Origin of the sequence: Maribacter aquimaris (assembly GCF_014596745.1) — a bacterium.
GTDB lineage: Bacteria > Bacteroidota > Bacteroidia > Flavobacteriales > Flavobacteriaceae > Maribacter_A > Maribacter_A aquimaris.
Genome location: NZ_JABTCF010000004.1, coordinates 121,227 through 135,225 on the forward strand (window position 1 = coordinate 121,227; position 13,999 = coordinate 135,225).

General features: G+C 35.4%; 10 protein-coding genes. 6 read left to right on the forward strand and 4 right to left on the reverse strand.

The annotated features are described in order from the left end of the window. Positions 1 to 60 precede the first annotated feature (60 nt). Positions 61 to 1,092, forward strand: a complete 1,032-nt coding sequence (locus HPE56_RS08415; RefSeq protein ID WP_188243330.1) for a GntR family transcriptional regulator — start codon at positions 61 to 63, stop codon at positions 1,090 to 1,092. Between the two features lie 21 nt (positions 1,093 to 1,113). Next, positions 1,114 to 1,800, forward strand: coding sequence for an HAD family hydrolase (locus tag HPE56_RS08420; RefSeq protein WP_188243331.1), 687 nt, complete (start codon positions 1,114 to 1,116; stop codon positions 1,798 to 1,800). 629 nt (positions 1,801 to 2,429) lie between these two features. Here HPE56_RS08420 and HPE56_RS08425 read toward each other — a convergent pair. From HPE56_RS08425 to HPE56_RS08440, 4 genes are read right to left on the reverse strand one after another with little or no spacing between them, the layout of a single operon-like run. Next, complete coding sequence (locus tag HPE56_RS08425; protein WP_188243332.1) at positions 2,430 to 4,337, reverse strand: glycoside hydrolase family 97 protein; 1,908 nt, start codon at positions 4,335 to 4,337, stop codon at positions 2,430 to 2,432. A 9-nt stretch (positions 4,338 to 4,346) separates the two neighbouring features. Further along, positions 4,347 to 7,490, reverse strand: a complete 3,144-nt coding sequence (locus HPE56_RS08430) for a glycoside hydrolase family 2 protein (RefSeq protein ID WP_188243333.1) — start codon at positions 7,488 to 7,490, stop codon at positions 4,347 to 4,349. Positions 7,491 to 7,508: 18 nt separating this feature from the next. Then, positions 7,509 to 9,677: a right-handed parallel beta-helix repeat-containing protein gene (locus HPE56_RS08435; protein WP_223170245.1), complete on the reverse strand. Its 2,169-nt coding sequence runs from the start codon at positions 9,675 to 9,677 to the stop codon at positions 7,509 to 7,511. A 42-nt stretch (positions 9,678 to 9,719) separates the two neighbouring features. Beyond that, positions 9,720 to 10,121 (reverse strand): carboxypeptidase-like regulatory domain-containing protein, encoded by a 402-nt coding sequence (locus HPE56_RS08440; protein ID WP_188243334.1) that lies wholly within the window; start codon positions 10,119 to 10,121, stop codon positions 9,720 to 9,722. 603 nt (positions 10,122 to 10,724) lie between these two features. On the opposite strand from HPE56_RS08440, the gene HPE56_RS08445 reads away from it, so the two are divergent. The 4 genes from HPE56_RS08445 (at position 10,725) to HPE56_RS08460 (ending at position 13,508) form a co-directional block, all read left to right on the forward strand. Continuing rightward, positions 10,725 to 11,756 (forward strand): GntR family transcriptional regulator, encoded by a 1,032-nt coding sequence (locus HPE56_RS08445; RefSeq protein ID WP_188243335.1) that lies wholly within the window; start codon positions 10,725 to 10,727, stop codon positions 11,754 to 11,756. Between the two features lie 25 nt (positions 11,757 to 11,781). After that, positions 11,782 to 12,468 (forward strand): HAD family hydrolase, encoded by a 687-nt coding sequence (locus HPE56_RS08450; protein ID WP_188243336.1) that lies wholly within the window; start codon positions 11,782 to 11,784, stop codon positions 12,466 to 12,468. 166 nt (positions 12,469 to 12,634) lie between these two features. Then, positions 12,635 to 12,805: a hypothetical protein gene (locus HPE56_RS08455; protein WP_188243337.1), complete on the forward strand. Its 171-nt coding sequence runs from the start codon at positions 12,635 to 12,637 to the stop codon at positions 12,803 to 12,805. 295 nt (positions 12,806 to 13,100) lie between these two features. Further along, entirely contained in the window at positions 13,101 to 13,508 is a 408-nt protein-coding gene (locus tag HPE56_RS08460; RefSeq protein WP_223170246.1) for a hypothetical protein, read from the forward strand. Positions 13,509 to 13,999 lie beyond the last annotated feature (491 nt).

Sequence of the window (13,999 nt, forward strand, 5' to 3'; positions counted from 1 at the left end):
GGTAATAAATGAACCTTAATTGATTTAAAAATAACACCATGTTAATTTGCCTATATTTATATGAAAACTAAAATAGAAATTGATTTAAATTCCAAAAAACCTATTTATAAGCAATTGGTAAAGAATATCCAATACTTAATAGAGGTTGGAATTTTACAAAAAGGTGATTATGTTCCGTCCTTAAATGATTTATCTTCAGAGTTAAATATTTCTAAAGAAACAGTAAAAAAAGCATATTCAATTTTAAGACAGAAAAATTTCCTGGAATCAACTCAAGGAAAAGGTTATTATATATCTTTTGATGATAATCATAAAATAAAAATATTATTGATATTGGATAGATTAGGTACCTATAAACAGACTATGTTCAACTCATTTTCTGACAAATTAGGTACTAACGTCCAAATAACCATACGACTACACAATCAGGATATTACTTTTTTTGAAAATTTTCTTGAGGATAGTTTAGACCTCTATGACTATTACGTAATCACCTCTCATTTTCCTCTAATCCCAGATATTCAACAACGAGCACTCAATGCCTTAAAAAAAGTTCCCAATAGAAAATTGATACTGCTTGACCACAACTTGTCTAAACTACAGGGAAATTTCGGCTCTATTTATCAAGATTACGAACAGGATATTTATGACGGTCTCGAACAGGGGCTTGATTCCTTGAGGAAATTTCAGAAATTGAATATAATCTCAATGCCGGGAAGTCTATATGCTCCCTATCTCCACAACGGCATAAAAGCATTTTGTTCGGATTATGATATAAAGTACGAGTTCCACCGTGAGGTCGATCCAGAAAAGATCAATAAAAATGAAGTTTTTCTAATTCTAAACGGTCAATTGGACAACGAACTTATTGAACTTGTTGAGGCTGCAAGGTCCAAAGGGTTTGGTATAGGCAATGAAATCGGTATTGTCTCCTACAACGAGTCGCCACTCAACAAAATCATCCTGAACGGACTAACAGTACTTTCTACAGATTTTGAACAGATGGGTGAACTTGCTGCTCAAATGATACTAAATAAATCGTTCGCAAAAATAAAATGTGATTTTCGGCTAATCAAAAGAAATAGCTTCTAATTTATAGTAAATACCCTCTTAATGTATATCATATTTGATTTAGATGACACTCTGGTAGATAGTGAACAAGGCCATATAAAAGCAATCAACCTTATTTATCAGGATTTCTTCCCAAACGTGCAACCGACATTTGATATTAGTAGTATTTGGCTCAATATTACCAATCATTTTTTGGAATTATATTTTAAAGACGAACTATCACTAGAACAACAAAGAGTCGCAAGAATACAAAAATTTTGGGAAATTTGTGGATCCGAATTAAATAGGCGATCTGCTAAGGAAGTTTATGAAAAGTATGACAATTATTTTTTGAATTCGTGCCATAATTTTAACGACACCATTAAAACTTTACAACAATTATCAAAATTTGAATTATTGATTATTTCAAACGGGAGTTATGCCGATCAAATCTATAAATTAAAGAACAATAACCTTTTAAAATACTTTAAACAAATCTTTATTTCCGATAAGGTAGGATTTTCAAAACCGGACAAAAGAATATTCCAATATGCAGCTAATGAATTAAACACAAGTATGTCAAATTGCCTCTATATTGGTAATTCATACAAATTAGATTATATCGGTGCCCGAGATGCCGGAATGAAGGCTATTTGGTTGGATAGAAACAGTACCGGTTATGATATTGTAAATAACAAAATCAGCTCATTGGAACAATTGACCGAACATCCAATATTACAATCCAGTTGAACTTCACTCTATTAAAACCTTGTACTCTTAACTGAATATTGCTCTATATAATGCAATAATTAAGTCAAGTGTGAAGTGTTTAAGCAATAAAATACGATGAGTTATCAATCCGAATGTGATCGCCCCTCTTTCGTTTGAACAGTGAATCATAAACGGTTATTTCACTTGTTGGTGAAGTTAGTAATCTTAACTATACGTAAACCTTGGGACAAGTACAATTTCTGGGTATTTGGATATTCATGCAAATAATTGGGTCAATCTTGATCGGAAGAATCCTGTAATTCTAACGTCTCTGAATTGTGCTCTGAAAGCCTTAACCTTGGCATTAGATATTCCGGACGAAGCGTTGGTGTCTTAAAGCTCTTTTTCTACATAGACTTCCAGTTCTCCTAGTATTCCATATATTGAATGAATTCCGATTTTATCCTCAATTTGTCTACGTTTCGTATGCCACGGTTTTGTCGAAACTTTGGCTAGAATGGGCAATATACAATTCACCTCCAATTCCACAACTGGATAATTGACATCCGTTTTAGAAAGATGGAACAGAACAGTATATCCCCATTTCCTACTAGCAACTATCTTAAAGAATTTGCAGAAGTATAATTTCGAGTAACAATATAATCTGTTTATTTTTTCCTGATTATCATGGCAAGGCCAGAGTCTTTTTTTAATTTTTTATTAAATATAAATTTCTTGTCTATCTCTAATTTTTCAATAGAAACCGTATTGCTATTCAACTCCTTAGTACCTTGTGAATAAATGGTTGCCACGTATTTACTGTTATTATCCAAAAAATCAAAATTCAAATTCAAACTACGCTCCTGATTAGCTGCAAGACTTCCCAAAAACCATGTTTCTCCTTTTTTTCTAACCACGGTAGCATAGTTTTCCATATGACTTTCCAACACTTTGGTTTCATCCCAGACTACTGGCAAATGATCAAAAAATTCGAAACCGTTTTCCTCTTTTAATATTATGTCATTATCCCCGGCGCCACCCACCTTATGAGGTGAATTTGGGGGTCTATCATACCAATAAAGAAATTGCCATGGACTATATAACATTATGGATTTGGCCATTTGGGCTGTTTTTCCTCCCATTTTTTCGGATACCCTTGAGGCCAGATAGCAATTAGTGTTGTCCCCAGCTCCAGCGAGCATTCGTGTGAAAAGTGTAGTGATACTCTGAGAAACACTTGGACTTTCCTCATCTCCCCTAATTCCCTCCTGTGTTATTAAATTAGGATACGTTCTCGAAAATCCAGTAGGCCTGTATTCATCGTGAATATCCACCATTAGATGATGTTTTGCTGCTTTGCGGACAGCTTCGTGTAACCAAATAGTCGATTCTTGAGAGCCTACATTTACAAAACCATATTTTACACCCGCTATTCCCCAAGATTCATAAAGGGAAAGTGCCTCATCCAACTGCTTTGACATGGCCCTTTGATTAATGTAAAGTAGAATGCCTATACCTCTTTCTTTTCCATAAGCAATAACTTTATGCAAATCCAATGGTCCAGGAGATCGTTTTGGATCTACAGTAATGGTTGTGGCATCTTCAGAGTCTTCATATTCATGTCCGTACCATCCTGCATCAAATTCTACATATTGCAAATTGTGTTTTACAGCAAAATCTACGCAAGCTAGGCCACCTTTTGTGGTTAGTGTTACCTCCCGAATAACCTTACCTGGCCGAATCCATGAAATATCTTCCAGTTTGTTGGGTTTGTTCAAATTTTCAAGCAAGTAATTGTTTTCCAATAATTGCCCCGGGCTATTACCAACGATTACATAACGCCAAGGAGAAACATAGCCCGCTTTTTTCAGATTTACTTCCCCTTCCAAATCTATGAGCAAGGTATTTGTCCTTTGTGGGTCTTTCTTTAATTTTGCCCTTGCATACTCAACCAATCCAGCTTCACCTATGGCTAAATAACTTGAATCGCTCTTTTTTATGACCAATGGTCTTTCAACTGTATTGCTTATATTGTTGATGTTGGTTTTGGTATATAGTCCTTGCACATTACTAGTAACCCAAGCGCTGTAATCATTATCAAAACTAAATGATGTGGTTTCTTTGCTTAAATTTATATTTTCAAAATTTTTGGCATTAAAAAGATATCTAAAGGCGATACCTTCGTCATAAACCCTACAAATTACCTTAATCTCTTTTCCTGTACCCTGCTCGCTGATTATTGGAATTATTATTTGATTGTAAGAATCTTTAATTTCTTTTCTTTCACCATAAACGGGTTTCCAATCATTATTTTCTGATGAAAATTCTATCTTCCCTATGTTGTAGTCTTTGCCAAAGACAGTTGTATCCTTAATTATGGTATCCAGTTCTATTTTAACCATAATTTCTTCTTTTTTGGATATTAATAAGCTCAAATCGGGGCCTTCCTTTTCAACTTTAAGGGATAAATTTCCCGATGGACCTTCAACGAAAACCACATCCCCTTTATTCGTGTTACAGGAGAACATATTCATTATAATGACCAGTTGCAAGACATAGAATATACTTTTTCTCATTAGATTTAATTATTTAGTCAACAAACGCCTTACAAATATTGAGGCTGTTGGATTGGATTTAATACGATTATTTAATTTTAACTGACATATTCTATATTTGCCCAAACCACTTTTCATTTCCATGGCTGCGGCATATTCTCCTGAAATATCTACCCATGTAGTTTTTCCAGTTTTTAAAATTGGCTCCCATGAACCATCTACTTTTAACAATGTGGACAAAATTGGACTTACCAACCCTTTGGAATCATTGTACCAAAATTTGAAATCAAAAGGTTGGACATCTTTTACAATGGAATGGTCTGTTTGTGGAGAAACAAAATAGTACTGACCCATGACCGTTTTTTCAACGACTACTTGATCACGACCAATAGTAAATTCGCCTACAGGAAGTTCTAAAAAAACCACAGTCTTGCCTTGTTTGACCAGATTATCGATTTCTTGCTTATTCTCCTCATAGAAACTTATTTCATCTATTAATATTACCTTTGAACTCGCAATGTCCAAATTATTTTCCTCCCTTAATTCCTTTAATAAGTTTCCCACTTTACCTTTTGGGTTTGCAGTGAATACCTTTAGGTTTTCGTCTGTTTTTATTTCTGGAAATATTTCTAATTCAATAAGTGATTCCGAAATAGCTTCGCTGTTTTCATTAAATAGTGCCATACGTAAATTATAACTACTACGCTTAGTGACTTCGGGAGCTTTAAATTTTATAAAACCTTGAAATTTAGAACTGTTTAAGGGGAAATCAGGAATCGATTCTGATGAAGCGACTACTTTGCCTTTTTGTTCCAATTGCCATTTTATTTTATGATTTTCCGGAATGATATTTAAGTCATTCATTAACCATGCTTCAATGTTTATTTCTTCACCTTCATAAAATTTGTATCGATCTGTTCTTAGGTTCACCATTATAGGGGCTAACGCATCACGGTAGGTGAACCAAGCTTTTTTGGGTATCCGATCAACATCCATTAGGGCTTTCATCCAACCCGCCGGCCAAGCATCTATAAATAAGTGAATGGCGAACGACATCATATTAGGGTCTCTACGAAATGCTTCGGTTACCAGGCGTGTACCCCATACTTGATGGTTTTGGCTTACATTAATCCAATCTTTCAAAGTTACCGGGGTTGGATACCACATATAATGAAATCGATTTGTTTGTGCTTTAACAACTTTATCAGGAAACCACTGTTCGTTTTCATTCTTGGGCAACCATGTTTTTGGCCAATATTTCTTTATTACCTGATAACTGTCAAGAGCTTCCGAACCGAATTCCCCACAGGCGTAAAACCAATCTGGTTTAACCTTTTGCCAATATCCTTTATGTAGTTCTCCCAATCCTAAGGCGTGTCCGTTATACCAAATGTTATACATGTGGCTATCCGGTAGTCCTGGTGAAGGAGGGTCGTAATCCCCATCTGCAGGCTTGATTACACGATCAGGGTTTAGTTGAAGTACAATTTGATCACATGCCTTGTAAAATCGCAAATATTCCTCAACTTCGGACATATTTCTCTGTGGATGTCCTTCCCCATTAGGAAATCGTTCGTTCATATAGGTAACCATAATGTTGCTCGGATGGTTCCGTACCAACCTTTCCATTTCACCTGCTTGTTTAATCCCCTCTGCAAAAAGGTTGGGTCTTAGACTACCGAAAAGAGGTAAATCTGTTTGAAGCATAATCCCCAATTTATCCGCATATTCATAAATTTCTGGCTGTACAGGTCTTTGTGTCAAACGAATAAAATTCAAATTGCAGATTTTTGCCAATAGAATATCTTCTTTCAACTGTTTCCAATCTTTTTTAAAAACATCTTGTTGCATGTACCCCATGGTATTGGCACCACGAAGTTTTATTTTTTCGCCATTAAGATAGAACTGTCCCTTGGGTACGCTTATGGTATCTATGGCAAAAGTTCTCATACCAAATTGGGTAGCTTTGTTATCTGTTAATTTATCAGCCTTGTCAAACAAGTTTATTTGCAATTGATACAACCATGGATGTTCATTGTTCCAAATTTTAGGAGATTTCACAGGAACTTTCACCTTCAAAAAATTCACACCATAGCCCATTTCCAGTTGACTTGTTTGCCAATCCGAAGGTTTGGCCAAATCACCAACACCAGGGATATAGGTTGTAGAAGGTATGTATTCCAAATTTTGAAATATGGTATCCTTGAAATTTTGGCCATAAAGACTTAGGTTGAATTTTACCTTTTTGTACTCTTTGTGAAAATTATTGACCTCTATCCAGACTTCAGCAGCTTCTTCTTTCGGCAGTGGACGAACAAATACGTCATTAATATGAATAGGGTTTCTAGATTCAATATAACATTCCTGATAGATTCCCATTCCAGGGGGACAATGATGCCAGCCACTATCAGGGTCGTCCCAGCCTAAACCGGTTGCTGCATATATTTTATTGCCAATTTGTTTGGCCCCAACTGCATCAGGCGAGCCCAGCGTGGAAAAATCGTTTTCAACCTTGATCAAAACAGTATTGACACCGGATTTGATGTGTTTACTGATATTAAATTCAAAGGGAGCAAAAAATCCTTCGTGTACACCTACCAAGGCCCCATTTATAAAAACTTTTGTACGATAATCAACTCCCTTAAAACAAATAAACTGACTTTCAAAATTTAGCATTTCAGAATCAAGTTCAAATGTCTTGAAATAATAAGTGGTTGCTCTTCCCTCAGGAGGGCCATAATGTGGAATCTTTACATTGGTCCAATCCCCTTTCCCTTGTAAGGTTTCTGTAAAATTTTGCTGATCTTGAACGGTTTCAATGCGCCATTGCAGTTCATTAAATTGAAGTTGCTTTCTCGTGGCCTTTAGTTTTGGGGCGAAATTCGCCATAAAAGGGGTGAATTTAGCATCCATCAAACTTAGTTCCCTTTTAAGTTCTTCAGGGGTGTCCATTTTATCCATAGGTTGGAAAGCACTTTTTTTACCACTCATTTTAGGTAAATAAAGATTGGCCAATACGGGAGGTAGCTTTTCCTCTAGTAAATGAATTCTTGTGGAAGTCTTACGGGTTCCTATTTTGGAAAAATGATCTTCAGTCTTCTTTTTTTCCTGGCAATACCCTGAAAAAAACATAAAACTTAAGAGCAATGCTGTATAAATGTTTCTTATTTGCATTTTAATGGTCTAGAGTAATTACTTTAAATTTTTATTTACACCTATTTTATCAAAAGGAATCGATTTAAATCCTGGAATCTTTTTAAACGCCTTGGCGGTTTTTAGTAACATAAAGTTTCCCTTTTCTGCGTCAACAAATCCAGGATCTTCTTGGGTAACCCAATTGTCATTCAAAAAAGGCAACCATTCCTTATCACCATCAATAGTTTTTTTAACATTAACAAAAATGTTTTTTGAGACTGGGTTCCTCTTTGGGAGGGCCGGATTATCATCCCAATATTTACTTAAGTGGGGATATCTTGTACTGTATGGCGGTTTTTGAAAATTTATGGCGTTTAATCGTTTATCATAAATCCCATTTTCGTCCAAGACAGATTTGGACCAATTCTGATTGCGATTATCTATATGTATACCTAATTCTGCATCAATAAAAATATTATTAGTATAGGAATTGTCCATACCACCACCAATGAGTACAGGTATTTTTCCGGGTTTATAAAAAATGTTTCCATATACTTCCATGCCACAGGCACCATCATCATGATATACTGCAGAAGTGGCATGCGGACTGTTTAGATGATGAAAATAATTATACCTTACTTTATGTCCTCTTTCTGAAGGGTCTCGACCGTAATATAAAGCACCTTGATCATGGACTTTCCGACAGACATGGTGAATTTCATTATATTCGAATAAATGATCATTTCCATGCATTAAAATTGCCATACTGGGAGCGTTATAGATTTCACAGTTCATTATTTTATTCCCTACACCACTTATATTTATTCCTGCCCGATACGACTTTTCAATACGGTTGTAATCGTGAATCGTGCAATTCTCCACATAATTGTTCCCGGGTTCCAACGTTAAACGGTTACCTCCGCCCAAATGAATACCTCCGGCTCCAGTATTATATATATTACAATTCACGACCCCATTGTTATGCCCAGCTTCTCTATTAAATAATGGATCGGAATATATATGCTGTAGATAACTGCCTATTTTTTCTGAAGCAGGTTCTCCTTTGCCTTCATGAGCCAAATCCTTGAATGGTTCAATGCCTTTTCCAATACACACACCTACAATACCCAAATTTCTGAAAGTACAATCTTGAATCTTATTGTTTTCCGTGCGTTCCATATAAACCCCCATTCCTCTAGAACACTCAAATTGAATTCCAATAATTTGAACATTTGAAGCACCTTTTATGCTAATTAAAGGTTTTTTTAATACAGAAATTTCCAATGTCTTAATTTCTTCGGGTGGGTAGAAATACAATTTGCCATGGGTACGGTCTAAATAATATTCTCCTGGAACATCAACTTCTTCCAAGATATTATAAGCATACCAGCGCTGAAATTTTAGTCCGGATCCAAAACCATACAAAGATGGCTGCTTAGTTTTGAATATACTTTTAATGGTGTCGATTTCTGCCAACTCAACTGCATCCTCGGCCCAACCTCTAAAGAAATAGCCCGAAATCCAGATGTCACTATGGCTTTTCCAATTTTTGGGACGCTCCGTGCCAAATTTAAATGCGGCACCCCTATTACTAAAATCACCATTGCGCGGTATAGATCCCTTGTCCAATACTTCCCCCATAGCAATAGTGGAATCATTGGGCCAGCGAGCCAACGATAAAGGTTGTCCATTTACAAAAATTTCGGCCCATGAAGGACCAAATGGTCGTGCAAAACCTACAGGACGCATTTGTCCATAATCTTCTATTCCCAATTCCTTTATGTCTAGGCTCATTATTTTATCCCTAACACCTTTTTCAAATCTATTAAAGACCAATGAATCTTTAATATTTTCGATTTTTTCAACAGGTAATCCAAAGCCTCCATGAACAATAACTTTTTCCTTTTTATAAGCTGTATATACAATTGGATAATTCTCCTTCCCTGAATCCGACTCTAACAATTCGAAAGAGTTATCCCTGAAATAAGTTCCTTCTCGCAAATAGACATGAACTTTTTTTATTTTTTTATTTTCTTTTTTAAGTTGTCTTATTTCATCCCTAGCTTTCTCTAGGGTCCTGAATGGACTACTAAAAGAGCCGTCTCCAGAGAGGTCATTGCCATTGATAGCAATGTAAATATCAACATCGGGACTAGTACATGAAACCAGTAAAAATGTAGTTATCCCTAGAAATATTTTTAAAAACGATTTTATTTTATTGATCATATTAAACACAATTTTTGATTATAATACTACTTTGGAATTTAATTACCCCACTGCCTTGCGTTTTTGTGTACCATAGCCAATTATCACCACCTCATCCAAGCTTGTGGCACTTTCCGACAGGGTTAGAATTAACTTGGATCGGCCGTTAACCATTTCTTCTTTAGAAGTGAACCCTAAATAGGAAACAATTAGGGTAGCTTGTTCATTGATTAAGTTGATCGAGAAATTACCGTCAAAATCGGCTGTCACCCCATTTATGGTTCCTTTTTCAACAATATTGGCCCCCGGTAACGGAGTCCCCCTTTCATCCGTAACAGAACCGGAGACCACTGTGTTTTGGGCAGCAGCATTTGTACAGAGAAATGCAAAAATAATAATATGAAGTGCTCTTCGCAGCAAACCGAAAACGCATTTCTTGGCGTTTAATTCATTTGTGTTGTTCATACTTACTTTAAATTTACGTTAACATTGATTTAATAGTTTAGTTGTTCTAATTAGGTGTGGTGTAGTGTAGTATTTGAGCAAATATATATATAATTTTCTTTTCAAAAGAATTAGTTGTTTTTTTTTCATAAAACCAAAAACAACAAAGCATAATTACGTTATTCATAAAAGACCGAATAAGTTTTCAGTGTCATCCTTCCATTATTATTAATGAAATACTTAAGTACTCATAGGGCTTTTATTATCGGGTAAGAAACAGTATAGACAAGGCTCAACCCTGCTTATTGATCAATATCCATAATCCATTGCGCTTACTAATGATGGGTAACATTGTATGTGGGAACCGTGTTTTTTTTTAAAAGGCAACGGTCCTACACGGTGGGAAACCTTGGGTCCGGATTTCAATTGAAAAACTTTTAATCCCTACTTTTCTTTCAACTTTAAAAATTTTATAAGAGCTTTGCCTGATAAGTCCCTTACATAAAGACTGTATTCTGTGGTGTAGTGGAGTGTTATCATATCGTTTTAGGGTGATTGTTCGGCCATAATCGATTTGAAAATCCCAACCTTAAAATAACACCAAGTTAATTCGTCGATATTTTTATGAAAAGCAAAATAGAAATTGATTTAGATTCTAAGGAACCGATTTATAAGCAATTGGTAAAGAATATCCAACATTTAATAGAGGTTGGGGTTTTCCAGAAAGGCGATTATGTCCCGTCGTTGAATGATTTGTCCTCAGAGTTGAATATTTCCAAGGAAACAGTAAAAAAGGCCTATTCAATCTTAAGACAGAAAAATTTCTTGGAATCAACACAGGGCAAAGGTTATCATATATCCTTCGATGATAATCATAAGACCAAAATATTGTTGATATTGGACAGATTGGGCACCTATAAGCAGACAATGTTCAACGCGTTTTCCGACACTTTAGGTACCAATGCCCAAATAACCATCCGGCTGCACAATCAGGACATTACCTCTTTTGAAAGTTTTCTAGAGGATAGTCTGGATCACTTTGATTATTACGTAATCACTTCTCATTTTCCTCTGACCCAGGATATTCAACAACGAGCCCTCAATATCTTGAAAAAAGTACCCAATAGAAAATTGATACTGCTCGACCACAACTTGGCCCAACTACCGGGAAATTACGGCTCCATATACCAAGATTACCGACAGGATATTTATGACGGTCTCGAACAGGGGCTTGATTCCTTGAGGAAATTTCAGAAATTGAATATAATCTCAATGCCGGGAAGTCTATATGCTCCCTATCTCCACAACGGCATAAAAGCATTTTGTTCGGATTATGATATAAAGTACGAGTTCCACCGTGAGGTCGATCCAGAAAAGATCAATAAAAATGAAGTTTTTCTAATTCTAAACGGTCAATTGGACAACGAACTTATTGAACTTGTTGAGGCTGCAAGGTCCAAAGGGTTTGGTATAGGCAATGAAATCGGTATTGTCTCCTACAACGAGTCGCCACTCAACAAAATCATCCTGAACGGACTAACAGTACTTTCTACAGATTTTGAACAGATGGGTGAACTTGCTGCTCAAATGATACTAAATAAATCGTTCGCAAAAATAAAATGTGATTTTCGACTAATCAAGAGAAATAGCTTCTAATTTAATTTGCAATAAACATCCCTTAATGTATATCATATTTGATTTAGATGACACTCTGGTAGATAGTGAACAAGGCCATATAAAAGCAATCAACCTTATTTACCAGGACTACTTCCCCAACTTGCAACCAAAATTTAATATTAGTCATATTTGGCTCAATATTACCAATCAATTTTTGGAATTATATTTTAAAGGCGAACTATCACTAGAACAACAAAGAGTCGCAAGAATTCAAAAATTTTGGGAAATTTGTGGAGCCGAATTAAATAGGGGATCTGCTAAGAAAATTTACGAAAAGTATGACAAGTATTTTTTGAATTCGTGCCTTAATTTTGACGACACCAATAAAACTCTACAACAATTATCTAAATTTGAATTAATGATTATTTCAAACGGGAGTTATGCCGATCAAATCTACAAATTGAAGAACAATAACCTCATGAAATACTTTAAACAAATCTTTATTTCCGATAAGGTAGGATTTTCAAAACCGGACAAAAGAATATTCCAATATGCAGCTAATGAATTAAACACAAATATGTCAAATTGTCTTTATATAGGCAATTCCTACCCATTGGATTACATTAGTGCCCGTGATGCAGGAATGAAGGCTATTTGGTTGGATAGAAACAGTACCGGTTATGATATTGTAAATAACAAAATCAGCTCATTGATACAATTGACTGAACATCCAATATTACATGCCAAATAACTCTTATGATATCATAACCATCATTATTTTCCTTTAAAATATCTAATTATAAATAGTAGGAAGTTTAATTATTATTCAGTCTGACACTATTTTAATGATTTTATAATCCTATAGATTGTACGCTCCAAGCTCATAATGGTTAAGGATAATCTTTTCATGATTACAAGTGCAATATGATATACCCATTTCATCAGGACGTCGTCCCTTGGAAGAAGTGTTCGAATTGGCAGCACAATTGGTGCTATCGAGAATTCAGAAAAATGGTGAAACCATTCTTGAAGAAGATTTGAAATTACATTTTATTACACACCATGAAAAAGTAGGGATACTGAAGTAAACTTTCAACTATTTACAAAATTCACCTTTAGAAAAGAGTTTGTTGAGTTTGATAATTTTTGACAAGAAACTGGTAGCGGATTATTTGATGATAAGCAATACATGTCAATTTCTTCTATAATATGTTCATAGGTATATTTATCTATAGAGGTCAGTAGTTAAACCGTCTACATTTTTTTATCTTGACCTAGATTAAGGATAATTCCTTGCTTAGTTGATTTGACTTTCGTCTCAATTATTGTTTAACAATTTAAGACGTCAACTATGCGCTCTACCACAACATTTTCAATACTATTTTGGGTTTATTGCACTACGACCGCAGAGCTCTCTTGGAACTTAATGAAAAAATAACCCTATTCACAATTGGGCTATTATTTAAGTATTGTTCGGAAACTCAAGAAGCAGCTCCTACCACCTTCGCGAAAATCGTAGCAGAAAGTTTCTACCAGGGCGACGAAGCATCGTTAAAAAATCATACCACTCCCGAGGGATTCCAAACATTCTCAAGCCTTCAGAAAATGTTTGCCAAGCCTAAAAATTCGGGACCAAACTTCAAAATTATCGATAAAAGAATCAAAGGTGAAATAGCATGGGTAAAATACTCTACCTCTTATGATAAGACTCCGGGTATTTTCAAACTTGTGAAAGTGAATGGGGAATGGAAGGCTACGGCTAGGAAGCCTAGTGAAAAGGCGCCTTTTTGATTGTTTTCTTTAATCTTAAAATTCTATCGTTTATTTAAACTTTTAATTCTGATTTGGTTTGCCCAGCAAGTATCCTAACTAATTCTTTATCATTTATTTACATAAAATTATAGTTAATCAATTCTACTTTTAAACAGTTCGGTTTTAAGGGGAGCTTACAACATATACAGGGCAACCGACAAAGTACGGTAGCCCCTTCTACACCTTGACCCAGTTCATCGGTATGCACAAGATAAACATTATCGTACTGGAACAGGCCATCAAGGTGATACACCCCCCAGCAATCGCCTTTAACCTGAAGAAATACCTGTAGTTTATTAAAACACTCCATTAGCGGGGCGGAACAGCTTGCTTTTAAGGTTTTTGTCAAAAGTGTCGTTTGGGACCTGTTTACAGCTTCGCCAAGGAACCGAAAATTCACCTTCCAATTCAGTCCGTCTTTTTCTGAGAAAGGGCTTGCTCAACAGTTTCCTTTGTTATTACACGTCAAT